Source organism: Streptomyces sp. NPDC101234 (genome assembly GCF_044767525.1).
Taxonomy (GTDB): domain Bacteria; phylum Actinomycetota; class Actinomycetes; order Streptomycetales; family Streptomycetaceae; genus Streptomyces; species Streptomyces sasae.
The window spans coordinates 50,508-74,534 of record NZ_JBIWOA010000003.1; the positions used below are offsets into that span (position 1 = coordinate 50,508).

At 71.3% G+C, this 24,027-nt stretch carries 21 protein-coding genes; 7 read left to right on the forward strand and 14 right to left on the reverse strand.

What is annotated here, in order from left to right; translation table 11 throughout:
* Window positions 1-133: 133 nt before the first annotated feature.
* The 3 genes from ACIRR9_RS06685 (at window position 134) to ACIRR9_RS06695 (ending at window position 3,753) form a co-directional block, all read left to right on the forward strand.
* Window positions 134-1,771, forward strand: a complete 1,638-nt coding sequence (locus ACIRR9_RS06685) for an MFS transporter (protein WP_403748295.1) — start codon at window positions 134-136, stop codon at window positions 1,769-1,771.
* Window positions 1,772-1,832: 61 nt separating this feature from the next.
* The gene (locus ACIRR9_RS06690; protein ID WP_403748298.1) at window positions 1,833-2,789 is read left to right on the forward strand and encodes an alpha/beta fold hydrolase; all 957 of its coding nucleotides are present in this window, start codon (window positions 1,833-1,835) and stop codon (window positions 2,787-2,789) included.
* Between the two features lie 52 nt (window positions 2,790-2,841).
* Window positions 2,842-3,753, forward strand: coding sequence for a squalene/phytoene synthase family protein (locus ACIRR9_RS06695; RefSeq protein WP_403748300.1), 912 nt, complete (start codon window positions 2,842-2,844; stop codon window positions 3,751-3,753).
* A gap of 35 nt (window positions 3,754-3,788) precedes the next feature.
* On the opposite strand, the gene ACIRR9_RS06700 is transcribed toward ACIRR9_RS06695, so the two are convergent.
* The 7 genes from ACIRR9_RS06700 to ACIRR9_RS06730 form a co-directional block, all read right to left on the reverse strand.
* Window positions 3,789-4,466: a 4-carboxy-4-hydroxy-2-oxoadipate aldolase/oxaloacetate decarboxylase gene (locus ACIRR9_RS06700; protein ID WP_365336372.1), complete on the reverse strand. Its 678-nt coding sequence runs from the start codon at window positions 4,464-4,466 to the stop codon at window positions 3,789-3,791.
* 10 nt (window positions 4,467-4,476) lie between these two features.
* On the reverse strand, window positions 4,477-5,685 hold the full coding sequence (locus ACIRR9_RS06705; RefSeq protein WP_403748303.1) for an aspartate transaminase: 1,209 nt from the start codon (window positions 5,683-5,685) through the stop codon (window positions 4,477-4,479).
* A 3-nt stretch (window positions 5,686-5,688) separates the two neighbouring features.
* On the reverse strand, window positions 5,689-6,432 hold the full coding sequence (locus tag ACIRR9_RS06710; RefSeq protein WP_403748306.1) for an SDR family oxidoreductase: 744 nt from the start codon (window positions 6,430-6,432) through the stop codon (window positions 5,689-5,691).
* 62 nt (window positions 6,433-6,494) lie between these two features.
* The gene (locus ACIRR9_RS06715; RefSeq protein WP_403748308.1) at window positions 6,495-7,805 is read right to left on the reverse strand and encodes an MFS transporter; all 1,311 of its coding nucleotides are present in this window, start codon (window positions 7,803-7,805) and stop codon (window positions 6,495-6,497) included.
* Window positions 7,806-7,956: 151 nt separating this feature from the next.
* Window positions 7,957-8,943: a biotin-dependent carboxyltransferase family protein gene (locus ACIRR9_RS06720; RefSeq protein ID WP_403748310.1), complete on the reverse strand. Its 987-nt coding sequence runs from the start codon at window positions 8,941-8,943 to the stop codon at window positions 7,957-7,959.
* Complete coding sequence (locus tag ACIRR9_RS06725; RefSeq protein WP_403748313.1) at window positions 8,936-9,649, reverse strand: allophanate hydrolase subunit 1; 714 nt, start codon at window positions 9,647-9,649, stop codon at window positions 8,936-8,938. Before ACIRR9_RS06725 ends, ACIRR9_RS06720 begins: the two co-directional genes overlap by 8 nt.
* A gap of 1 nt (window position 9,650) precedes the next feature.
* Window positions 9,651-10,433 carry a LamB/YcsF family protein gene (locus ACIRR9_RS06730; protein WP_403748315.1) on the reverse strand — a complete coding sequence of 261 codons (783 nt, stop codon included), beginning with the start codon at window positions 10,431-10,433 and terminating at the stop codon, window positions 9,651-9,653.
* A gap of 349 nt (window positions 10,434-10,782) precedes the next feature.
* On the opposite strand from ACIRR9_RS06730, the gene nac reads away from it, so the two are divergent.
* Together nac and ACIRR9_RS06740 are read left to right on the forward strand one after the other, a co-directional pair.
* The gene (gene nac / locus ACIRR9_RS06735) at window positions 10,783-11,700 is read left to right on the forward strand and encodes a nitrogen assimilation transcriptional regulator NAC (protein ID WP_403748317.1); all 918 of its coding nucleotides are present in this window, start codon (window positions 10,783-10,785) and stop codon (window positions 11,698-11,700) included.
* Between the two features lie 102 nt (window positions 11,701-11,802).
* Window positions 11,803-12,807 (forward strand): 2-hydroxyacid dehydrogenase, encoded by a 1,005-nt coding sequence (locus tag ACIRR9_RS06740; RefSeq protein ID WP_403748319.1) that lies wholly within the window; start codon window positions 11,803-11,805, stop codon window positions 12,805-12,807.
* On the opposite strand, the gene ACIRR9_RS06745 is transcribed toward ACIRR9_RS06740, so the two are convergent.
* Together ACIRR9_RS06745 and ACIRR9_RS06750 are read right to left on the reverse strand one after the other, a co-directional pair.
* Window positions 12,788-14,686: a glycoside hydrolase family 97 catalytic domain-containing protein gene (locus ACIRR9_RS06745; protein ID WP_403748322.1), complete on the reverse strand. Its 1,899-nt coding sequence runs from the start codon at window positions 14,684-14,686 to the stop codon at window positions 12,788-12,790. The genes ACIRR9_RS06740 and ACIRR9_RS06745 overlap by 20 nt on opposite strands.
* A gap of 25 nt (window positions 14,687-14,711) precedes the next feature.
* Window positions 14,712-17,021, reverse strand: coding sequence for a glycosyl hydrolase family 95 catalytic domain-containing protein (locus tag ACIRR9_RS06750; RefSeq protein WP_403749002.1), 2,310 nt, complete (start codon window positions 17,019-17,021; stop codon window positions 14,712-14,714).
* A 254-nt stretch (window positions 17,022-17,275) separates the two neighbouring features.
* Between ACIRR9_RS06750 and ACIRR9_RS06755 the strand changes: the two genes are divergently transcribed.
* On the forward strand, window positions 17,276-17,938 hold the full coding sequence (locus ACIRR9_RS06755; RefSeq protein WP_403748324.1) for a polysaccharide lyase family 7 protein: 663 nt from the start codon (window positions 17,276-17,278) through the stop codon (window positions 17,936-17,938).
* Window positions 17,939-18,044: 106 nt separating this feature from the next.
* Window positions 18,045-18,617 carry a MarR family winged helix-turn-helix transcriptional regulator gene (locus ACIRR9_RS06760; RefSeq protein ID WP_403748327.1) on the forward strand — a complete coding sequence of 191 codons (573 nt, stop codon included), beginning with the start codon at window positions 18,045-18,047 and terminating at the stop codon, window positions 18,615-18,617.
* Window positions 18,618-18,643: 26 nt separating this feature from the next.
* On the opposite strand, the gene ACIRR9_RS06765 is transcribed toward ACIRR9_RS06760, so the two are convergent.
* The 5 genes from ACIRR9_RS06765 to ACIRR9_RS06785 all read right to left on the reverse strand — a co-directional run bounded on the left by ACIRR9_RS06765 (window position 18,644) and on the right by ACIRR9_RS06785 (window position 24,023).
* A complete protein-coding gene (locus ACIRR9_RS06765) occupies window positions 18,644-19,330 on the reverse strand; it encodes a gamma-glutamyl-gamma-aminobutyrate hydrolase family protein (protein WP_403748328.1) in 687 nt (228 codons plus the stop codon).
* A complete protein-coding gene (locus ACIRR9_RS06770) occupies window positions 19,327-20,817 on the reverse strand; it encodes an aldehyde dehydrogenase (protein WP_403748329.1) in 1,491 nt (496 codons plus the stop codon). The genes ACIRR9_RS06765 and ACIRR9_RS06770 overlap by 4 nt, the downstream gene beginning before the upstream one ends.
* Window positions 20,818-20,877: 60 nt before the next feature.
* Entirely contained in the window at window positions 20,878-22,320 is a 1,443-nt protein-coding gene (locus ACIRR9_RS06775) for an APC family permease (RefSeq protein WP_403748332.1), read from the reverse strand.
* Between the two features lie 187 nt (window positions 22,321-22,507).
* A complete protein-coding gene (locus ACIRR9_RS06780) occupies window positions 22,508-23,134 on the reverse strand; it encodes a TetR/AcrR family transcriptional regulator (protein ID WP_403748334.1) in 627 nt (208 codons plus the stop codon).
* 43 nt (window positions 23,135-23,177) lie between these two features.
* Entirely contained in the window at window positions 23,178-24,023 is an 846-nt protein-coding gene (locus tag ACIRR9_RS06785) for a fumarylacetoacetate hydrolase family protein (RefSeq protein ID WP_403748337.1), read from the reverse strand.
* Window positions 24,024-24,027: the final 4 nt, after the last annotated feature.

Consider the following 24,027-nt stretch of genomic DNA (forward strand, 5'->3'; position numbering starts at 1 on the left):
CGATGTGGAGCCAGGACGCCGACGGCTTCCGGCAGCTGTCCTGGCCGGTCGCTTCTGGCAGGCTTACGGCGTTCCGGTCCGGCGGCGGCGTGGACCTGAGCACCCGGGACCCAGACCTCGCGGGAGCGGCGACATGGCAGTGAGCACGAAACCCGAGCCCGGCGGTGCCGCCCGGGCGGAGTCGGCCTGGGCTCCGCTGGCCGTCCCGGTGTTCCGGGCCCTGTGGATCGCGCAGTTCGTGTCGAACGTCGGCACCTGGATGCAGACGGTCGGCGCCCAGTGGCTGCTCCTGGGCCACGGGGCCACGCTGGTCACCCTCGTCCAGACCGCGTCCAGCCTGCCCGTCGTGCTGCTGGCCCTGCCCTCTGGTGTGCTCGCCGACCGCTTCGACCGCCGTCGGCTGCTGGTGGTCGCCCAGTTCGCGATGTGCGCGGTGGCGACGGTCCTGGCGGTGCTGGCCTTCGCCGACGCGCTGGCCCCAGGAGCGCTGCTCGCCCTGACCTTCCTGCTCGGCTGCGGCACCGCCCTGATGGGCCCGGCGTGGCAGGCGATCCAGCCCGAACTCGTCGACCGCGGCCAGCTGGGCCAGGCCTCCGCGCTGGGCGCGGTCAACATGAACCTGGCGCGCGCCATCGGTCCGGCCGTCGGCGGTGTGCTCGTCGCGGCGGCGGGCGCTGGCTGGACCTTCGCCTTCAACGCGGTCTCCTTCCTGGGCATCGTGATCGTCCTGCTGCTGTGGAAGCGCCCGCCGGCCCCGCCCGTCCCGGCCGCCCAGCGCGAGGGGTTCTTCACGGCCCTGTACGCGGCGCGCCGCTACGTGTGGAACGCGCCCGGCGTCCGCCGTGTCCTGCTGCGCACCGCCCTGTTCATCCCCGGTGCCGCCGCCGTCTGGTCCCTGCTGCCGCTGGTCGCCGGCGACTCGCTGAAGCTGGGCTCCGGCGGGTACGGACTGCTGCTCGCCGTCGTCGGGGTCGGCGCGGTCAGCGGCGCCTTCCTCCTCCCCCGGCTGAACAAGGTGCTCGGCGCCAACGGCACCCTCGCCGCCGGAGCCGCCGTCTTCGCCGCGGTACTCGTCGTCCTGGGCACGGTCCACGTCCCCTGGGTCGTGGTGCTCGCGCTGCTGCCCGCCGGGCTGGCCTGGATCGGCGTGCTGTCCGTTCTCAGCGCGGCGACCCAGACCCGGCTGCCCGGCTGGGTACGGGCCCGTGGTCTCGCCGTCTACCTGTTGGTCTTCCAGGGCGGCCAGGCCCTCGCCGCACCGCTGTGGGGCGCCCTCGCCCAGTGGCTGGGGCTGACCACCGCCCTGCTGATCGCGGCCGCGTTGCTGCTGCTCGCCGCGGCGAGCGTGCGCCTGTGGCCGCTGTACGACGCCGCCCGCATCGACCCGACCCCGTCCGACCACTGGCCCGCCCCGCCGCTGGTCCACGAGCCCGGCCCGGCCGACGGCCCGGTCCTGGTCTCCGTCGTCTACCGCATCGCCCCCGACGACCGGGCCGCCTTCACGCATGCGATGGACCAGGTCGCCCGCTCCCGGCGCCGTACCGGAGCGTTGACGTGGGGCCTCTACGAGGACGGCAACGCACCAGGCCGGTTCATCGAGAACTACCTCGTAGGCTCCTGGGCGGAACATCTCGCCCAGCACCACGCCCGGCTGACCGAGACCGACCGCCGCTTCGAGGACACGGCCCGTGCCTTCCTGCTGCCCGGCACCGAGCCGGAGGTCACGCACGCGTTCGACGCCACGTCCACCGCACTCGGCAGAACGTCCTGATCCGCGCCTGCCCGGAGGCCGGAGACGATGACCGAAGATCATTGAGCGTACGCTCGTGCACATGGTTCAGCATCGAATGATCGACGTGAACGGGATCCGGCTGCACATCGCCGAAGAGGGTTCCGGCCCGCTGGTCGTGCTGCTGCACGGCTTCCCCGAGTCCTGGCACTCCTGGCAGCACCAGTTCGGCCCGCTGGCCGCGGCCGGCTACCGGGTGGTCGCACCCGACCAGCGCGGGTACGGGAGCAGTGACCATCCCGAGGACGTGAACGCGTACAGCATCTTCCACCTGGTCGGCGATGTCGTCGGGCTGATCAGGGAGTTGGGCGAGGAGCAGGCGTTCGTCGTCGGCCACGACTGGGGTGCGCCGGTGGCCTGGCACACCGCGCTGCTGCGGCCCGACGTGGTCCGCGGGGTGGCCGGACTGAGTGTGCCGCCGCCGTTCCGGAGCTCGGCGCCGCCGCTGCAGATCATGAACGAGATGTTCGGCGGCCGCTTCTACTGGAACTACTTCAACCTCCCGGGTGTCGCCGACGCCGAGTTCGGCCGCGACCCGCGCACCACGCTGCGGAAGTTCCTCACCACGACAGCGGGCGACGGCTCCGGTGAGGTCGCGCAGCCGCTGGTCGACCCCGAGCGCGGCTGGCTCGCGGACATGCAGGAGCCGGCGGAGCTTCCGGAGTGGCTGACCGAGGCGGACCTCGACGCCCTCGCCGAGAGCTTCTCCCAGGGCTTCACCGGGGCGCTCAACTGGTATCGCAACCTCGATCGCAACTGGGAACTCACCGCTCCCTGGCAGGGTGCCGTCGTCACCACGCCCGCGCTGTACGTCTACGGCGACCAGGACCTGGTCGCGGCGTTCCCCGGTACGCCCGAACTCATCGCGCAGCTCCCCGCTCTGATGCCCAACCTGGTACGCGAGCCCCTGAAGCTCGCGGGCTGCGGCCACTGGACCCAGCAGGAGCGGCCGGACGAGGTGAACGCGGCACTCGTCGAATTCCTCAAGTCCCTTACCTGAGAGCCCTCCGCGGTCGGGCTCCGCGCTCCGCGCATACCTCTACGATCATCTCGTGAGCACGTGGAACCAGAGCCTGACCGCGGCCGGCATCCGGGAGCCGGAGCTGCGCCGGGACTACAGCACCCAACGGGGCGTGGTGCGGCGGTACCGCCGCAGCGCCTACCTGGCCTGCCGGATGCTGCTGCCGCCGGCGGTACTGCCCCATGTCCTGGCCGCCACGGCCCTGATGCACCACGGCGACGACCTCATGGACACCGGCCCGAAGCCGCAGCGGGCGCCGGCCTGGGCCGCCTGGGAACAGCGGGTGCGCACGGCCCTGGAGACGGGGACGACCGACAATCCCCTGATCCGCACCCTGCTGCACACGCTCAGCGCGCATCCCCGGCACCGAGAGGTCGTGGACTCCTATCTGGCCACCGCCGGCGCCGAGTTGGAGTTCGCGGGCTTCGCGACCGAGGCCGACTACCAGGCCTACCTGGACGCCTACTCGCTTCCGGGCTTCTTCATGGTCGCGGCGTTGATCGGCCCCGAGTCCGATCCCGACGGCGCGTTCCGCGCCGGCTGCCGCACGTTCATCGACGGCAGCCAGCGGCTGGACTTCGTCAACGACCTCGCCGAGGACATACGGGAGGGGCATCCGGGCATCCCGGCCGAGACCCTGAAGCAGTTCTCGGTCACGGAGGAGGAACTCGCGGCAGGCCACGCGTCCCCCGGCCTGGGCTCACTCGTGGAGCACGAGATCGAGGCCGCGCGGACCGACCTGCGCTCGGCGCGCGAGCTCCTCGGTCTGATCCCGCCCGCCGGCCGGCCGATGGTGGGCGCGCTGATCGAGATCGAACTCCTCACCGCCGAGGCGGTGCTCGCCCGCGGCGCCGGGATCCTGCGCGGCTCGGCGTCACCGTCCTTGCCGGGCACCCTCAAGGTGCTGCGAGATGCCCGTCGGGGCGCCCGCGCGGCGCGCTGAGCACCGTCGGGCACCTGGCACTCCGGTTGCCCCGCTCATTCCGCGTCGATCACCACACCCTTCGCGGCGAGGATCGGCATCAGGCCGCAGATCTCCGCGACCGTCTTGCCGGACCGATAGGCGGCGATGAACTCCTCCTCCGTGTCGACCCGTCGGCGGGACGCGGCGATCACCTCGGGCAGGTCCTCGCGGCGGACGACCACCACCCCGTCGGCATCCGCGTTGACGACGTCGCCGGGGCGGACCGTCTGGCCGCCGACGGTGACCGGCTCGCAGAGCGGGCCGACGGTCTCCTTCACGGTGCCCTTGATGCAGACGCTGCGGGAGAAGACGGGGAAGCCCAGGGCCCGCAGGTCCTCGGTGTCCCGGACGCCGGTGTCGGTGACCAGACCGCCGAGGCCCTTGGCGCGGCACGCGTTGGCGAGCACATCGCCGAAGGACCCGGCCTCGGCGTAGGCGCCGCCCGAGACGACGACCACATCGCCGGGCCGGGCGTAGTGGATGGCGGTCTGGAGCATCAGGTTGTCGCGGGGCGCGCAGACGACCGTGAAGGCCGGCCCGCACAGCTTCATCCGGTGGTCGACCGGCTTGATGGTGGAGTCCAGGGCGCCGAGCCGGCCCTGTGCCTCGTGGACGGTCGCGGCGGAGAACTCGCCCAACTGCCGGACGAGGCCGGGATCGGGGCGTTCGAACTTCGTGCTGAGGCGGATCATCGTCTGCCTTTCAGACTGCCGGGGTCAGGGCGGCACAGGCCGTGGCGATGCGGGCGCAGGCCTCGGTGAGGACGTCCGTGGACGTGGCGAACGAGATACGGAAGTAGCCGGGTGCGCCGTAGGCGGCACCGTGGATCACGGCGACCTGCGCGCTGTCGAGCAGGTGGCCGGTGAACTGCTCGTCGTTCTCGATGAGTTCGCCGTCCGGCGTACGCAGGCCGATGACGTCGGCGCAGTTCACCAGGAGGTAGAAACCGCCCGCCGGTGCGGTGCAGCTCAGGTGCGGGATGTCGTTGACGAGCTTCAGGGTGGTGTCGCGTCGGCCGCGGTAGACGCGAACGGTCTCCGTGACGAACTCCTGCGGGCCGGTGAGCGCGGCGACCGCCGCCGCCTGGCTGATGGAGGAGGGGCAGGAGGAGATCTGCGACTGGAGCGTGTTGACCGCGCTCACCAGGTCGGCCGGGCCGGCGCCGTAGCCGAGTCGCCAGCCGGTCATCGCGTACGTCTTGGAGACGCCGTTGGTGAGGAAGACCCGGTCGGCCAGGCGGGGTTCTACGGCGGCGAGGGAGCGGCTCCGCCCGTCGCCGTACCAGATCTCGTCGTAGATCTCGTCGGTGAGGACCATGACGTGCGGGTGGTCGAGCAACACCTCGGCCAGTGCCCGGAGTTCGGATTCGGTATAGGCGGCTCCGGTGGGATTTCCCGGGGTGTTGAGAATGACCCAGCGGGTGCGGTCGGTCAGGGCCGGACGGAGCCGTCCGGGCGTGAGCTTGAAGCCTTCGGACTCCGGGCACGGCACGATGACCGGGGTGCCGTCGTTGGCGAGGACCATGTCCGGGTACGACACCCAGTACGGCGCGGGTACGACGACCTCGTCACCGTGGTCAAGGGTGGCCATCAGGGCGAGGAAGATGACCTGCTTGGCTCCCCCGCCGACGGTCAACTGGCTGTCGCTGTACTCCAGTCCGTGCCGGTCGCGGAGCTTCCGGCTGATCGCGGCGCGCAGTTGCGGGGTGCCGTTGACGGGCGTGTACCGGGTCTCCCCCGCCTCGATCGCGCGGATCGCGGCCGACCTGACATGGGCGGGGGTGTCGAAGTCGGGTTCGCCGACCGTCAGGTCGTACAGGGTGACGCCCTGGCTCTTGAGTTCGCGGACGCGCTGGGCCGCCGCCGTGCTCGGCGAGGGCTTGATGCGGCGGACGCGTGCTGCCGTCTTCATGGGTCAGCCCTCGCGCCGCTCGAAGTTCAGGCCGCCGGGGACCTGGAAGGTGGGCAGGATCTCGATGTGGCCGATGTTCACGTGCCGCGGTGAGTCGACGGCGAACTCGATGGAGTCGGCGATGTCCTCGGGCTTGAGGGACTCGTAGCCGTCGTAGAACTGGCGCTGGGCGGCCTCCATGTCGCCGAGGAGACGGCCGAAGATCTCCGTCTCCACCCGGCCGGGGCAGATCTCGGTGACGCGGACCCGGCGGCCGTAGCCGTCGACGCGCAGTTGGCGGGAGAGGGTGTGCACGGCCGCCTTGGTGGCGTGGTAGATCGTGTTGCCGCCGAAGTTGTAGACGCCGGCGATGGAGCTGATGTTGACGATGTGCCCGAGGTCGCGTTCGACCATGCCGGGCATGAGCAGGCGTACGAGGTGCAGGACGGCCTGGATGTTGACGGCGATCTGCTCGTCCACGGCGAACTCGTCGGCGGTGAGGATGTTGCCGGTGCGGGAGACGCCCGCGTTGTTGACGAGGACGTCGATCTCCAGGCCGGCCAGGGTGGCGGTGAGCGCCTCGGTGTCGGTGATGTCGAGCGCGTGCGGGACGCAGCCGGTGGCGTCCGCGAGGGCCTGGAGGCGTTCGGCGTTGCGGGCCAGCGCGTGGACCTCCAGGCCGCGCTTGGCGAGGCGTTCGACGACCACGGCTCCGATACCGGTGGACGCTCCCGTGACGAGGGCGGTCCTGTAGTCGGAGAGGGGCATGCGGGTCACTCCTTGTTCGGTGGGGGGCCGGGCAGGCGCCGCGGATTGTTCGGTGGGGTCGGTCAGGCGTCACGGAGGGGCAGGTGGGCGCGGTCCTTGACGACGGACACCGCGGCGAGGGTGCCGAGGGCGGTGAGGACGGCGTAGTAGGCCGGCATGTGGACGTCACCGGTTTCGGCGATGAGCCAGGTCATCAGCAGGGGGGCGGTGCCGCCGAAGAGGGCCGAGGAGAGGTTGTAGCCGAGGCCGTAGGCGGAGTAGCGCACCCGGGTGGGGAACAGTTCGACGAGGAGGATGTGGATGACGCCGGTGTGGCCGGCGAAGACGACGGCCATCAGGCAGGCGCCGAGCACGGCGAGGGCCACGTTGCCGGTGCCGATCAGCAGGTAGCAGGGGATGCCGACGACGGCCATGGCGATCGCCGCGCCGGCGATGACCTTCTTGCGGCCGATGCGGTCGGAGAGCCGGCCCATGTACGGGATGGCGATACAGATGGCGACCAGGCTGGAGGCGGTGACGAGCAGGCTCTGGACCTTGCCGAAGTGCAGCTCGGTGTTCATGAAGGTGGGCATGTAGCTGAACAGGACGTAGTAGCCGGAGCCGTTCATCAGCGGGATGAACAGGGCGAGCAGCATGGCGCGGCGGTGTTCGGCGGAGGCGAAGGCCTCTTTGAGGGGGTTCTTGGCGAGGCCGCCGCCCTCCCGCAGCCGGGTGAAGTTCGGGGTGTCGCTGATGCGCCTGCGGATGTAGATGCCGGTGATGCCGAGCGGGACGGCGAGCAGGAAGGGGATGCGCCAGCCCCAGGACTCCATGCGGTCGGCGCCGAGTCCGCTGGTCATGGCGGCGGCGATGAGGGTGCCGGTGAGCAGGGAGAGGAAGGAGGCGATCTGGGCGTAGCTGGTGTACTGGCCGCGCCTGCCCTCGGGGGCGTGTTCGGCGAGGAAGCTCATCGCGCCGGAGGCCTCGCCGCCGACGGAGAAGCCCTGGGCGACGCGGAGGGCGATGAGCAGGACGGGGGCGGCGACGCCGATGGCCGCGTAGCTGGGCAGCAGGCCGATGGCGGCGGTGGCGACGCTGATCAGCATGATGACGAAGACCAGCATGCGCTGACGGCCGATGCGGTCGCCGAGGTGGCCGCAGATGATGCCGCCGAGCGGGCGGAAGAAGAAGGAGACGGCGTAGCCGAGGAAGACCAGTTGGACGGCGTTGCGGGAGCCGGGGAAGAAGACGGCGGCGAGGGTGCCGGCCATGAAGCCGAAGATGCCGTTGTCGTAGAGCTCGGCGAAGATGCCGACGCAGCCGGCGAGGGTGACCTTGCGGGCGGTTCTGGGATCGACGGTGTTGGGGACCGGTTGGGCGGCCACGGTGCTCATGGGGTCTCCTGTCTGGCGCAGGCGTGGGAGCGGGGACGGGTGGCGGCGTGCGGGGCGGCCGGGGGCGGCGGGACTGTGGGCGGCTGGGCCGTGGTGCGACGACGCGAGTCGGATCGTCGGTTCGGGTCGGTGCGGTCGGTCGTCGGTGCGGTCAGTCGCAGAGGGGCAGGGGGATCCGCAGGGTGGCGAACACGCTGTGGACGCGGGTGCGCAGCGCGTCGACGGCGGTGCGCTGGGCCCGGTACGCGGTGATCGCCTGGGCGGTGGTGCGGTGGCGGAAGCGGATGGTCTGGCCGGGCCGGACCTGGCCGAGGGCGGACAGTGAGGTGGCGGTGACCACGGCGAGGACGGGGTAGCCGGCCGTGACGCCGCGCCCGCGGTGCAGCACGAGGAGTTCGTCCCCGGCCGGCACCTCGACGGCCCCGATGGGGACCCCGCGGGAGAGGATCTCGCCTCGGGTGAGGCGTCTGGGTACGTCTCCGCGCAGCCGCAGGCCGATGTGGTTGCTCTGCGGGGTGACGGTGAAGGACGCCGTGAACACCCGGGCCCCGGTGTCGCCGAAGTCGGCCCGGTCGGGGCCGTCGGTGACGTCGATGGTCCAGGTGGCGGGAAAGCTCGGGACGGGTGCGTCGAGCCGGAACAGCGGGATGCCGGAGTACGGGTGGGCGAGGGGCGGGCAGGCCTTGCGCAGGACCAGTTCGTCTCCGGTGCCGAGCGTGGTGCCGAACCCGAGGACGGTGTCCGGTGCACAACTCCCCTGCAGGTACTCGGCTTCGAAGGAGCCGAGCACCGCCAGGTAGACGCGCAGCCCCTGCCGGACGGAGCCGATCCGGACGGTGTCGCCGGCCCGGACGAAGACGGGTTCCCACTGCGGGCGGCGGGCTCCGGCCACGGTGAGGTCGGCGGGGGCGCCGGTGACCGCGATGAGGATGTCGGTGGACGGGGTGCAGGCGAAGTCCAGGGCGGTGATCTCCAGCAGGGGGGCGCGTTCGTCGTTTCCGCACAGCACGTTGGCGACGCGCGCCGAGTGCTGGTCGGGGGCTCCGTTGGCGGGCAGTCCGTAGCGGGAGCGGCCGGTCCGGCCGAGGTCCTGGACGGTGGTGAGGCCGGGGGTGGTGACGGTGAGGGTCTCAGCCATGGCAGGCCGCCAGGGAGAGGCCGGCGTGGTCGTCCCACTCCTCGGCCGCGATGGCGACGAACCGGAAGGTGTCGCCGGGGAGATAGGCGGTGAGCGGGTCGCCGTGCAGGTCGAGGACGTGTACCGGGGTGCGGCCGAGGAGGGGCCAGCCGCCCGGCGAGGGCATCGGGCAGATGACCGCCTGCCGGCCGGCGACGGCCACGCTGCCGGGCTCGACGCGGACCCGGGGTGAGGCCAGCCGGGGTACGGGGGCGGGGAAGGGCGGCCCGTCCGTCATCGGGGCGCCGGCGGGGGCGCCGAGGCAGCGGACGGTGAGGTCGGTGCCGGTGTGCAGGTCGACGACCTCGCGCTCGGTCAGGCCGAGTTGGGCGGCGACCAGCGGCAGGTCGGGGCCGTGTTCACCGCCGTAGACGACAGGGACGACGAAACGCCGGGGTGCGGCGCTGCGAGGTGCCGCCGAGACGAACCGGGCGGCCTCGCGCCACAGGAGGCCGCGCAGGGTGTCGTGGTCGGTGGTGGTGCAGTCGAACTCCACGAGCAGCGAGTCGTACGTGGGTACGGCCCCGTGGACGCCGTGCAGATGGAAGGCGTCGAGCGCGTCCGCGAGGGCGTGCACAAGACGCCAGCTCTCCTCGCTGCCCAGGCCGACCGCCCTGGCGATGAGGGCGGAGTCACCGCAGTCCGTGATCACGACGTTGCCGGTCATGTCAGCGGCCCTCGCCCATCAGAACCTCGTCGAGGTCGGTGATCTCGACGTCCGCGGCGAGGAGTTCGGCGCGGATGCGGGTGGCCAGGGCAAGGGCGCCGGGGGTGTCGCCGTGCAGCAGTACCGTGTGGCATTCCACCGGTACGTCCCGGCCGCCGACGCTCCGCACCACCCCCTCCCGCACCATCCGCAGCGTCCGCCGCGCGATCTCGTCGGCGTCGTGGATGACCGCGCCGGGCTCGGAGCGGGGTACGAGGGTGCCGTCGTCCCGGTAGGCCCGGTCCGCGATGCCGACGATCCCGACCCGCAAGCCGCGCGCCCGTGCGGCATCGGCCAGTTCGCCGTCCTGCGCGAGCACGATCAGGGAGTCGTCGAGCGCGGCCACCGCGGCCACGACCGCCTCCGCGTAGTCGGCGCGGACGGCGACCAGGTTGCCCAGCCGTCCGTGCGGGGCGACATGACGGACCCGGGTGCCGTGTGCCGTGGCGAACGCCTGGAGGGCGCCGATCTGGTACAGCAGGTCGGTACGGACCTCCTCGGGCGTGAGGTCCATGGCGCGCCGGCCGAAGCCTGCCAGGTCGGGGAAGCTCGGATGGGCGCCGACGGCCACGCCCCGTGCCACGCACCGGCGGACGGTGGCGTCCATGATGCGGGGGTCCCCGGCGTGGAAGCCGCAGGCGATGTTGGCCGAGGTGACCAGCTCCAGGAGGGCTTCGTCGTCGCCCATCGTGTAGGCGCCGAACCCCTCGCCGAGATCGGCGACGAGATCAACCGTACGGGTCAAGGCGTCCTCCGGGAGAAAAGGGATGGAATTACCCGATCGCCGTCACGCACTCGGAATGAGACCGCGAATTCACGGCACGGAAACGAGAATTGACGGAGCGGCGGGGAGAATTTCGAGCCCGTCGGCAGGAACCCGCTCGGGAGCGGCACTTGCGAGAGGCTTTGCGGAGCGGTACCGGGATCGATGTTCCGGTCAACGTAATGCAGCGCTCACCCGACCGCCAATACGGGTTCGGTTTGGCGTTATCGCGGATCGGTATGACGCGGCTCACGCCTGGGCGCCGCCGAAGCCTGTGCCGCCGCCGGGCCGCTTCCTACGATGTGACTCCGCTCGACCGGAAGGCTCCCCCATGGACACCAGGCGGCTCTACTCGTTCATAAAGATCATCGACGCGGGGAGCATCACGCGTGCGGCCGACATCCTGCACATCGCCCAGCCGGCGCTGAGCCAGCAGCTCTCCGCCCTGGAGGCGCAGTTCGGGCAGCAGTTGCTGATCCGCAGCAAGCGCGGGGTGGCCCCGACCGAGGCGGGCCGGGCGCTGTACCGGCACGCGCAGCTGATCCTGCGCCAGGTCGACCTGGCGCACGCGGCGGTGGGCGTCTCGGGCCGCGCCCCTGCGGGCAGCGTGTCGGTGGGCCTGGCGCCGTACAGCTTGGGGGCGGCGCTCGCGCTGCCCCTGCTGAAGAGCGTGCGGGAGCGGTACCCGGACATCCTGCTGCACGTCAACGAGAACTTCGGCGGGGTGATCAGCGAGGCGATCATGACCGGCCGGATGGACATGGCGTTCATCTACGGCGCGGGCCCGCTGCGCGGTGTGCAGTTCGAGCATCTGCGCACGGAGGACCTGTTCCTGATCGAGGCCGGCGCCCCGGTCGAGGGCGAGGTGCGCCTGCCGGATCTCAAGGACGTCCCGTTGCTGCTGCCCAGCCGGATCCACACCGTCCGGCAGGTGGTGGACGCCGCCTTCCACCAGGCGTCCCTGGAACCGAACGTGGTCGGCGAGGTCGAGTCGGCGCTGACGCTGGTGAACGCCGTGGACGCGGGCCTGGGCGCGACCGTACTGCCCTGGTCCGCCGCCCGTGCGATCCTCGACGTCCGTTCCCTGAGCGTGCGCCGCATCACCGGCCCGGTGATCCAGGTCAAGCTCTCCATGGTCACGTCCGACAACCAGCCGCTGTCCGAACCGGCGCTGGCGGTGCACGACCTGTTCCTGGAGCTGGTGCGGGCCTTTCACGACTGTCCGGCCGAGGATAAGAACGAGGAATAGCGTCACACCGAATCGCTATTTGTGGCCGGTGCGATCGGTTATTAGCGTGTGCGGAAAATTCATCGCCCGCGCACCGGGCCGGATCCGGTATTGGAGCCATCGATGGCAATTCGCGTGCTCACCACCCGAGGAGAACTGCCCGGTTCCGGCCTGTGCCGGCTGGCCGGTGCGGCCGACCTGGTGCCCTGGCACGGCACCGGCAGGCCGGCTCCCGAAGACCTGGCCGCGCTCGCCCCCGGCAGTACCGCCGTACTCGCCCTCGGCAACGACCCCGTCGACGCGGCCCTGTTGGATGCCGCCGGTCCGTCCCTGCGGGTGGTGGCACTGGCGAGCATGGGCTTCGACAACGTGGACCGGACGGCCGCCGCCGAACGCGGTGTCGTCGTCACCCACACCCCGGGCGTCCTCGCGGAGACCACCGCCGATCTCACGTTCGCCCTGATCCTCGCGGCCCGCCGACGGCTCGGCGCCGCCGCCGCGAGTCTGGCGCGGGGCGACTGGGACCTGTTCCGCATGGACGACTACCTGGGCCTGGACGTGCACGGGGCCACGCTCGGCCTGGTCGGTTACGGCCAGATCGGCCGTACGGTGGCCCGGCGCGCGCAGGGCTTCGGCATGCGCGTGCTCCACCACGATCCGTACGCCGCCGAAGCCGACGCCCTCTCCACGCCGGTGGACCTGGAGACACTGCTGGCCGAGGCGGACATCGTCTCGCTGCATGTGCCGCTCACGGCGGAGACCCGGCATCTCGTCTCGCACCGGGAACTCGCCGCGATGAAGCCGACGGCGACGCTCGTCAGCACCTCACGCGGGGGTGTGGTGGACGAGGAGGCGCTGCTCACCGCCATCCGCGCGGGCACCCTGCACTCGGCGGGCCTGGACGTGTTCGAGCGGGAGCCGATGGGCGCGGAGCTCTCCCCGCTGGCCGCCGAACCGTACGTCGTCACGCTGCCGCACATCGGATCGGCGACGGAACGCACCCGGGCGGCGATGGTGGACCTGGCCGTCGACAACATCCTGGACGTTCTCCGGGACCGCCCGGCGCGGACGCCGTTGCCGGGAACGGCGTCCGCGTACGAGCGGCCGGTCAGCGGTAGCAGGTCGTGATGCCGGGGTGCCACCGGCAGGCGATCCCGGCGAAGCCGCCGTCGGCGACGACGTCGACGCTCAACTCGTCGCCACCGTTGAGGACTTGACGGTCCTGGACGAGGCCGTCGGCGCCGTCCCTGATCGTCTCCACCAGCCAGCGTCCGCGGCCGATGGTCAGCGGCACCGTGGCGGTGCGGGCGGCGCCGGCGTACACCCCGCCGAGGAACCAGCGGTCCCCGCTGCGGCGGGCGAGGACTGCTTCCTGGCCGGGGCTGCCGGCCAGCAGGCGGGTGTCGTCCCAGGCCGCGGGCTCCTGGTCGAGGAAGTCCCGGGCGAGTGGCCGGGCGTCGTAGGACTCCGGGGTGCCCGCGAACATCTGGAGCCCCGACTCGTAGACGACGGTGAGTCCGGCCTCGGCCGCGTCCGAGTTCGGGCGCAGGCCGACGCGTTGGAAGCCGCCGGGGGTGAAGTCCATGGAGCCGATGACGTTGCGGGTGAAGGGGAGGGTGGTGAGGTGTGTGGCGGTGTTGGTGCGCTTCTCCTCTCCGCCGACGGCCTCCATGGTCATCACCTGGGGCCAGGTGCGCTGGATGCCCTTGGGGAGGGTGGCGCCGTGGAAGTCGACCATGAGGTGGTGGGCCGCGGTCTCCGCGAGGATCGTGTCGTACCACTGGAACATCGACTGCGCCTCGGAGTTCATGAAGTCGATCTTGACGCCCTTGACGCCCCAGCGCTCCAGCGTGGGCAGCCACTGGGCGCGTTCCTCGGGGGTGTCGAGGTCGCGCTGGTGGACCCAGACGATGATCCCGACGCCCCTGGCGCGCGCGTAGTCGACGAGTTCCGGCATCCAGCTGTCGGTCTGCCAGTCGGGGTCGGTGACGTCCCACTGGTCCTTCTTGAAGTACCAGCCGGAGTCGACGGCTTCGTAGGGCCAGTGGTGTTGGGCCGCGTAGTCGACGTACGCCTTCTGCGCGTCGAGGCTCTGCCCCGCCGTGCGGCCGCCGGCCAGCCAGGTCCACAGCACGGTGCCGGGGCGGATCCAGGAGGTGTCGGCGACCTTGGAGGCGGGGGCGAGGTCGTCGGTGAAGGTGGACCGGGTGACGGTGGCGAGATCGCCGGTGATCATGGCCCGCCAGGGGGTGGTGAGGGGGCCGTCGGTGTGGACGCGGTCGTCGGCGAGCTGGACGCGGTAGGTGCCGCTGCCCTGGGTGTGGGCGAGCCGCGCGCCGGAGTAGGTGCCGGTGAGGTCGGACTCGGCGAGCAGGGTGTAGCCGCCGTCGGTGACGAAGAGGGCCTGGTCGGAATATGCGCCGGTGGGGGCGGTCGCGGCGGTGTACTGGTTGAACTGGCCCTCGTTGTCCACCCGGTAGGTGCTGAGCCAGGCGCCCGCGTCCGACGGCAGGTCGAAGGCGGAGGTCTCACCGAGGACGTCGCCGAGTCGGGCGGGGAGTACGTACCGGTAGGCGATGCCGTCCGCGGAGGCGCGGACGACCAGGTCGAGGCGGGCGCCGGCTACGGTGGCGAAGGACAGCCGGGTCTCGTTCATGTGCACCCTGCGGTCCAGGCGTTTGCCGGACTTCGCCCGGTAACGCTCGTCGACCGTACGGTCCTTGCGGTGCAGGAAGCGCAACCCCTGGGACAGATCGGCCTGTTCGGTCACGATCCCGAGGGGTGACGGCTCGATGACCGTACGGCCGTCGCGGGAGACCGTGAGGCTCAGGGCGCCTGTGGTGTCGTCGAGGGAGATCCGGGCGCGGGGTGCGTGGGCGGCCTCGGAGACGGTCCAGGCGTGCGGTTGCCGCTGCTCGGCCCGTGCGGCGGGCGCGGCGGTCAGGAGGGTGGCCGCCAGTCCGGCGCAGAGCGCGGCGACCACGGTTCTTCTGGGACGAACAGCCATGAGAACCCTGCCTTCTGGTCGGTGGTTACGGCAGTCCCCACGCCGCGCCCGGTTCGCTGACGGCGACGGGTGCGATGACGAGGTCGGGGCGGGAGCCGGAGTACACGAGGACCTCACGGCCGCGGGGCAGGTCGATGGCCAGGGTGCCGTCGCCGAGGTCGTGGGTACGGGCCGGGGTGCCGTCGTCCAGCAGGACGGTGAGCCGGCCGGTCAGGCCGTGCCGGAGCTTGAGGGGCTCACCGGCCAGGCTGCGGATCCGGATGAAGCTGGTACTGCCCGCCTTCCGCACGGCGCTGACCAGGAAGGCGCCCTGGGTGCGGAAGTCGTGCAGGGTGAGGTCCGCCCAGGCGGTGGGTACGGCCGGGAAGACGCGGACGATCCCGCCCCAGCTCTGGCAGAACATGTCGTGCAGGGACTGCGAGGCGGACAGCGGGGTCTCGATGACCGGACCGGCCTCGGTGTAGTGGGTGTTGGCCCGGCAGGGGTAGCGGGTCGTGGGGTCGAAGAACTTCCGCAGATAGCCGATCGCGGTGTCGCCGTCGCCGGTCATGGCGTACATCGAGGCGGCCCCGGTGTAGCTGTAGCCGCGGTGGGCGCCGGTCAGCGCGTGCCAGCGGACCACGGACTTGCTGATCAGGTCGCGGTTCTCGGGCTGGTCCCAGTTGACGAGGTACAGCGGGTACACCATCAGCAGGTGGGAGTAGTGCCGGTGGGACTGGGCGTACGGAGTGTCGGCGCCGATCATGAAGCCGTTGTCGTCGACCGGGTACGGGGTGAGCCGGGCCAGTGTCTCCTGCCATCGGGGCTTCAACTCGTCGTCGATGCCGAGCAGTTCGGCGGAGTCGAGGAGGGTCTGGCAGCCCCAGCGGATCAGGGCGAGGTCGTAGTTGGTGTCCTGCGGCGGGACGACCGGATACTCGGGCGAGAGCGTGCTGGGCAGGTGCAGCCTGCCGTCGCTGCCCGGGGTGAGGAAGTGCCAGTAGTAGTTGATCGTGCGGCGCAGCAGCGGGTAGATCGTGTCGCGCAGGAGGGACTTGTCCATGGAGTGGCGGTACGACAGCCAGACGTTGTGCAGCGCCCAGGTGAGGTCGCCGGTCTCGGCGCCGGTTCCCGGTTGCCCCACCTCCCGGGTGGCGAACATGTCGGAGCTGCGGCCGATGCCGGAGCTGTCCGTGCGGTAGGCGGCGGGCACGTTGGCGGTGAGCTGTTCCTGACTCTGACGCAGGGTGGTGGCGAGGGAGTCCAGTTCCGGGTGGTTGAAGGCGTGGATCAGCCAGTATTCGAGCTGGACGTTGAGGTTCCACCAGACGGCGGGCCAGGGGGTGGGCTCCAGCCAGGGGCCGGGGGTGGCCATGACCGGGCCGTCCACGCGGCTGGCGGAGGCGACCTTGTAGAGCTGGATCCAGTGGAAGCTCTGCAGCCGCTGGTCGGGGAACGAGACGAAGCTCTTCCGGTAGAAGGCGTGCCACCAGCGGGTGTGCCGTCGTCTGAGGGCGCTGTACGACACGGCACTGTGCAGGTTCCGCCGGGAGTCGCGCTCGGCGGCGGTGTCCGAGGGGAAGCTGTGGCCGACGCTCAGCAGCAGGTCGTCGCCGGTACGGCGGTAGGAGGTGGCCGTCTGCCCGCCGCCGGTGAGAGGTTGGAGCACCTGCTCGGTGCCGTCGGCCGTGGTCCGGGGGGTCCAGGGCGGGTTGGCGGTGTAACCGGCCGGCGGTGACTCCTGGATCTTGCGGGGGCTGATGGCCTCCTCGGGATGGAAGGTCCAGGTGACCTGTTCACCGCCGTCGGCGGTGGCTCGGACGGCGAGGACCTCGTCGTGGATGAGGGCGGCGAGGGTGAGGGTGCCGGCGGTGGTGGTGACGGTGCCGGTGAGCTCGGCGTTCCAGAGGCTGAGCCGCCAGTCGACGGCGGTGATGGTGCCGGCCGGTTCGAGGGTGAGGTGGCCGACCGGGAGGCGGGCGGTGCCCCAGCCGCTGCCGAACTCCGGCCGGTGGTCCTGCACCCGGCCGTGCTGCACGGTGAAACGGACCTGGTTGGCGCCCGGCTCCTGGTAGACCATGCTGCCGAGCAGCCCGTCACCGAGGAACGGCCCCTCGTACCAGAGGGTCGGCAGCCTGCTCCACAGCAGATCCTGGCCGCGCAGGAAGCGGTCCCAGGCGGTGTCGGTGGTCATGGTGTCGCGGAGTTTCCAGGGATGTGCGGCCCGGGCGTCGGCCGGTCCCGCCGGGGCCGCGTGGGCGGTCGCGGGCAGGGCCACGGCCGCTGCTCCGCCCAGGGCAGTACCGAGTACGGCTCTGCGGGGCACCGGTGAACGTTCCTCCGGCTGTGAGGTCATCATCGTCCTCCAGACCTGACGGATCATCGATACATCGGGTGTATCCGGGAACCTAAGGACCCCGCACAAGTCTGTCAACAACCCCAACAGTTATCAGATTTCGCCAGCACCGGCCGTCCACCCGCCACGACCTTCACGTTCACATGAATAACCCATGCTCAAATCCTTGACTCCTCCGATGTATTGCGGTTGCCTGCGTTCGCGTTGCCGCTTCTCCGTCCCGCCTCCGACTCGCGCACAGGAAAGGACAGTCCATGAACCGGAGATCCGTCTTACGGGCCGGCGCCGGAGCGCTGGTCGCGCTCCCCCTCACCGCCGGTGCCGCCGTCGCGGCCACCGACCCGACCAGTGGCTGGACACAGACCTCGTTCGCCTACAGCTGGCAGAAGCCCTGGAACCTGGACCTGAGCGACCGGCACAGTTCCGCCGGGGGCGTCGACCGGATGTGGGTGTACGCCACCGACGAGCCGTTCGAGGAGGGCAGCGACACCGACCCGCGCACCGAGATGCGCTGGAAGGTCGACTACAGCACGGGCGACCACATGTGGGACGGGGACGTGTACCTCCCGTCCGGCACCGACGGCGCGACCTTCGTCCAGATCCTGCGCAGCGTCCACCCCTCGGGGACCCCGGCCACGGACATCATGCTCGACGTGTACGACACCGGCGGCGGCACCGTGCGGCGCTACGACGGCACGGTGCTCAGAACCGACGCGTACGACACCTGGTTCAACGTGAAGATCGCCCATGAGGCGAGCACCGGGTCCGGCACCATCAGGGTCTACTTCGACGACTCCCTCGTCCTGACGGTCGACGACCGGGGCCCGGCCACCCGCTACTTCAAGAACGGCGTGTACAACCACGGTTCCGGACGCGCCGAGGCACGTTTCCGCAACCTGCGCTACTGGACCAGGTGAGCGTCCGGCCCGACCGCGGCCCGGCGACCGTACAATTTGAGGCCGAACGACCGTGTGGCCGTCCCGGCCCGCACGGTCCCCGGCGAAGATTGCGAAGGAGTCGTCCGTGCCCGGTCAGCGGTCCATCACCGAAGCCGAGAAGCTCGCCTCGGCGAAGCTCGGCGGCACCCCGATCCGCCGGGACCAGATGGCCGCCGTGGCGAACATCTACCGGGCCGCCTCCGCCGTACGCCAGCACCTGGAGAACTCGGTGCTGCGCGGCTCGGACCTGACCTGGACGGCGTTCGTGGTGCTGTGGGTCGTCTGGGTGTGGGGCGAGTCGGAGACCCGGCATGTGGCGGAGGAGGCCGGGATCTCCAAGGGCACGCTCACCGGGGTGGCCCGGACGCTGGAGTCGCGGGGGCTGCTGAGCCGGGCCGGGCATCCGAGCGACGGCCGCCTGGTGCTGCTCAGCCTCACGGACGAGGGCGAGGAGCTGATGCAGCGGGTGTTCCCGGCGTTCAACGAGGAGGAGGCCTTCGTGACCTCCGGGCTCAGCGACGCCGAGTGCCGCAGCCTCGCGGAGGGGCTGCGGCGGGTCGTGCTCCAGGTCGAGGAACACGGCGAGGAGCGCCGGCGCGAGCTGCTGGACGGGGCCGAGCCCGCGCCGCGCCGCAGCGGCCGGCGCCCCAAGGCCTGATCCGGGCGGCTGATCAGGGCAGCTGATCAGGCGGCCGCGGCCCGGACGAACGCGTCGAACAGCCGCTGCTGTACGGGGTCTTCGTGCGCGGTGTCCTCGGGGTGCCACTGCACGGCGGTGAACCAGCCCCGGCCGTCGACGAGTTCGACTCCCTCGACCGTGCCGTCCACCGCGGTCGCGGTGACGGCGAGGCCGGTGCCGAGGCGGTCCACGCGCTGATGGTGGTAGCAGGAGGCGTCCAGCTTCTCGGCCCCCGTGGCCTGTTCGAGCCGAGAGCCGGCACTGATGCGCACCGGGTGCACCAGATGGCGATGGCCGGTGTCCATGTCCTGTTCCAGTGTGCCGCCCAACGCCACGTTCACGGCCTGGAGTCCACGGCAGATCGCGAGCAGGGGCAGGCCCGACTCGACGGCGTGGCGGGCGACTTCGAGGTCGAAGGTGTCCTGGAGGTCGTCGACGTCGTAGACGCTGTCGTGGGTGTCACCGGCGCCGTAGCGGTACGGGGCGAGGTCACCGCCGCCGGGCAGCAGCACTCCGTCGAAGCGGGCCAGCCGGTCGGCCACGCCGGTGTCGGCGGGGTGGATGCTCGCGGGCTCGCCGCCGGCCCGCCAGACGGCCTCGATCAGGGACCGGGCGTTGACCTCGGCGGCGAACCGCAGGGCCGAGGTGGTGGCGGAGAAGCGGGCGGGTACGGCGATGAGCGGACGGGTCACAGCTGGATCCAGGTCGTCTTGAGTTCGGTGTACTTGTCGATCGCGTGCGCGGACTTGTCCCGCCCGTTTCCGGACTGCTTCATCCCGCCGAAGGGCACGCTCAGGTCGCCCTCCTCGTAGCAGTTCACCCAGACCGTGCCGGCCTTCAGCGCGCGGGAGACCCGGTGCGCGGTGGCGAGGTCGGAGGTCCACAGACCGGCCGCGAGCCCGTACTCGGTGGCGTTGGCGAGCCGGACCGCCTCGTCCAGGTCGTCGAAGGCGAGGACGGACAGGACGGGGCCGAAGATCTCCTCCCGGGCGAGACGCATACCGGGGTCGACGCGGTCGAAGACGGTCGGCCGCAGATAGCTGCCGCCGGTCTCGGCGAGGGTGCGTACGCCACCCGTGCGCAGCCGGGCGCCCTGCTCGCACCCGGTCGCGATGCGCTCCTGCACCCGCCCCAGGTGGGCCTCCCCGACCAGCGCGCCCATCTCCGTCGCCGGGTCGAGGGGGTCACCGATCCGCAGCGCCTCGGCCCGGCGCACGATCGCGTCCGTCACCCGCTCGGCGATCGAGGAGTGGACCAGGAGCCGGGAGGGCGCGGTGCACATCTCGCCCTGGTTGAAGAAGATGCCCCAGGCGGCGGTGGCCGCGGCCCGGTCCAGGTCGGGGGCGTCGGGAAGGATGATGTTGGGTGACTTGCCGCCCAGCTCCAGCCAGACCCGCTTGAGGTTGGAGTCCGCGGAGTAGCGCAGGAAGTGGCGGCCGACGGCGGTGGAGCCGGTGAAGGCCAGGACGTCGACGTCCGGGTGGAGGCCGATGGCCCGCCCGGCGGTGGGGCCGTCGCCGGTGACGACGTTCAGGACGCCCGGCGGAAGTCCGGCCTCGGTGCCGATCCGGCCCAGCAGCAGGGCGGAGAGCGGGGAGGACTCGGACGGCTTCAGCACCACCGTGCAGCCGGCCGCGAGCGCCGGGGCCACCTTCCAACTGGCAAGGGTGAGAGGGAAGTTCCAGGGGACCACCGCGCCGACGACACCGGTCGGCTCGCGGGTGACCAGGGCGAGGGCGTCGGGGGCGGTGTGCGGGGACTCGTCGGTGAGCTTGTCGGCCAACTGCCCGTACCAGCGGAAGGTGTTGATCGCGGCACGGAGTTCGATGGCGTACGCCTCGGTGATCGGCTTGCCCATCTCCAGGGTGATGGTGAGGGCGAGCTTCTCCCGGTGTTCTTCGAGGAGTTCGGCCATGCGCAGCAGGATCCGGCCGCGTTCGGCGGGGGCCAGACGCGGCCAGGGGCCGGAGTCGAAGGCGCGGCGGGCGGCGGCCACCGCGTGGTCGACCTCGGCCTGACCGGCGTCACCGACCCGGGTGAGGACCTGCCCGTCGCGCGGCGAGACGACCTCGAAGGCCGCTCCTCCGCCGGGTTCGTCGGTCCCGTCGATGTGATGCTGTGCGGGCAGGTCGAGCGTCTTGGCCCGGCCGAGCAGTTCGTCGTGGGTCAGATCCAGCATGGTGATCCCGTCGGGAGGTCGGGGCCCGGCCGCTCGGCGGCCGGGCCCGGCGGAGGTGGGTCAGCGACCGTGGACGATCCGCGCGGTCCCCGCTCCGAGGAGCAGCACCGCGGGCACGGCCAGGACCAGCCAGGTGGCCGTGGTGGCGTCGCCGCCGATCAGGGTCGTGAAGTTGGTGAGCACGAGCCAGATAACGGCGGCGATGCCGAGGGCGCCGAGGGCGGGGGCGATCAGGGTGTTCCAGGGCCGGGTGTCGAGGCGGCGGCGGCGGAAGAAGACGATCACCGAGACCGAGGTCAGGAAGTACAGGAGCATGCAGGCCAGGACCCCGACACCGCTGAACCAGGAGAAGAGGGTGAGGACCGGGTCCTTGCCGGCGAGGGCGAAGGGCATCACGAGCAGCACCGCGATCGCCGTCTGGACGATGCCCGCGACCCAGGGCGAGTGCCGGTGGTTGAGGGTGCGCAGCCGCTCCGGCAGCAGGCCCTCGCGGCTGAGGGAGAACAGGTAGCGGTTGGCGGAGTTGTGGAAGGCGAGGATGCCGGCGAACAGGGAGGTGGCGAGCAGGATCGGCAGTACGTCGTTGACCCAGCCGCCGAACTGGGCGGCGATCGGTGCGAACACGAACACCGTGGAGTCACCGCCGGAGAGGGCCTTGCCCGCGGCCGCGGTGACCTTCGAGGGGCCGTAGGACGAGACCAGCATCCAGGAGACGAAGGCGAAGAAGCCGGTGACCACGGTGACCGACAGATAGGTGGCCCGGGGGACGGTCTTGTGGGGCTCGCGGGCCTCCTCGCCGTAGATGGCGGTGGCCTCGAAGCCGAACATGGAGGCTACGGCGAACATCAGGGCCACGCCGGGCGCACCCTGGAGCACGGCGCCCGGCGAGAACGTACCGCCGAAGTCGAGGCCCTCGGGGCCGCCGCCCTTGACGAAGGTGACCAGCGCGAAGACGAGCAGGATGCTGAACTCGGCGAGCACGAACACGGCGAGCACCTTGGCGCCCAGTTCGATGCCTGCCGCGCCCAGCACCTGGACGACGACCATGGTCACCAGGGCCCACACCCACCAGGCGATGTGCGCGCCGGAGTAGTGCTCGACCAGCCCGCTGACGGTGAATCCGTACAGGCCGTACATCGCGGCCTGGACCGTGCAGTAGGCGAACAGCGCCACGGCCGCGCTGCCGCTGCCCGTCGTCCGCCCGAGTCCCTTGCCGATGTACGTGTAGAAGGCGCCGGCGTTCACGACGTGCCGGCCCATGGCGACGAAGCCCACGGAGAAGAGCAGGATCACCGCTCCGGCGATGGCGTAGGCGGCCGGGGCTCCGGCCCCGTTGCCGACGGCGACGGCGATCGGGACGGCACCCGCGATACCTGTGAGCGGCGCCTGCGCGGACAGGACGAAGAAGAGGATGCCCAGGACACCCAGGGCGTTGCGTTTGAGGGTGGCCGCGGGGCGGCCCTCTCCGGTCTGCGGAGAGGCGTCGACCGTCTGACTGTCCACTCGGATCACCTGCTGAGGGGAAGGGAGGAGTTTTCGTTTTGAGCCAAACGAGTTGCCTTATGGTGTGCTGGAGCTATCCATCTGGCAAGGGGGTCGGGAAGGGAATTTACGCCGGGGAAACCACCGCTCCCGGGGCATGGCGAACCCCCCGGCGCGACCGCGACGGGGGGTTCCGGGTCGGGCACGCTCAGTCGCGGTTCTCCGGCGGCCGCTCGCCCAGGGTGCGCAGCAGCGCACGCAGCTCGGCGAGGGCGGCCTCGGTGTCCGCGCGGTCGCCGATGCCGGTGAGCTGGTGCAGCACCAGGCCGTCCAGCGCGGCGAAGACGAGCCGGTTGAACGCCGGGCTCGCGTCGTCGGGCAGTATGCGGGCCAGCTCGCGCTGGGAGGCGCCGAAGTACTCGCCGTACAGCTCGCGGACCTGCGGCAGCAGCTCGGGGCGGCGACGGGCCTCCAGGAGCAGCTCGTACTGGTACGCCTGGACGTCCGCCTCGTCCTCCACCATGTCCGTCAGCCCGGTCACGAAGTCCTCGGGCCTCCCGGTGCCGGGCTCCAGCAGGCTGCTGGTGAGGCTGAGGCGCACGGCGTAGGCGAGGGACTCCTCGATCAGCGCGTCCCGGGAGCCGAAGTGGTGGACGACCAGACCATGGGTGACCCCGGCTTCCTCGGCCACGGCACGGTAGGTGAGGTGACGCAGCCCCCGCCGTCCGACGACCCGGACCGCGGCCTTGAGCAGCGCCTCGCGCCCCTCCCCGTACCCGAGCCGCTTGCGCGACCGGGCGTCGGACGGCTGCGGGGTCCCGGCGGATTCGGTCATGGTCGCGACCCTACCCGCCGGGCCCCGCCGCAGGTCGAGGCGGCTACCGGCGGGGGGCTCGGATGCCACGGAACTCCCAGTCGCCGCCGAGCGCGGTGGACAGCACCTCCTCGGACTCGGTGGGCTGCGCGCCGACGTCGGTACGGATCGGGGTGGGTCCGGTGACGATGTGGTTGGTCAGCCGCCCGAGGCCTTCGACCTCCACCTCGACGACGTCGCCGGGCTGGACCGGGCGGGAGTTGGCCGGAGTGCCGGAGAGAAGCACATCGCCCGGGTACAGCGTGATCGTGCGGGCGATGTCGGCGACGAGGTAGTGCATGTCCCACTTCATCTCGTCGGTGGATCCGTCCTGGACGACCTCGCCGTTGACGTACGTCCGCAGCCGCTTGCCGTGGAAGTCCCAGTCGGTGACCAGCCCCGGGCCGAGCGGGCACAGCGTGTCCGATCCCTTCACCCTCAGCATGGACCCGGCGTCGGTGTCGCGGAAGTCGTGCAGCCCGTAGTCGTTGGCGACGGTGTACCCGGCGATGTACTCCCCCGCCTCGGCCGGCGAGACGTTCCGCGCGGTCCTGCCGATCACGATGGCGACCTCGCCCTCGTAGTTGAGCCACTTGCAGCCCTCGGGCCGGACGATGGCGCCCTTGTGGGAGTTGAGGGAGGACGTCGGCTTGTGGAAGTAGGTCGGGGTGTCGGGCAGTTCGATCCGGAACTCGTCGACGCGGCTTCGGTGGTTGAGGTGGACGGCGATGACCTTGGACGGCACGACCGGCGGCAGGTGCTGGGCGTCCTCGGTCTTCACTCGGCGCCCGTCCCCGGCGACGAGTTCGTCCCCGTCGACGGTGACCTGGACGGCGGCGCCGTCGAGGAGGATGCGGCGGTATTCGGGCATGGGC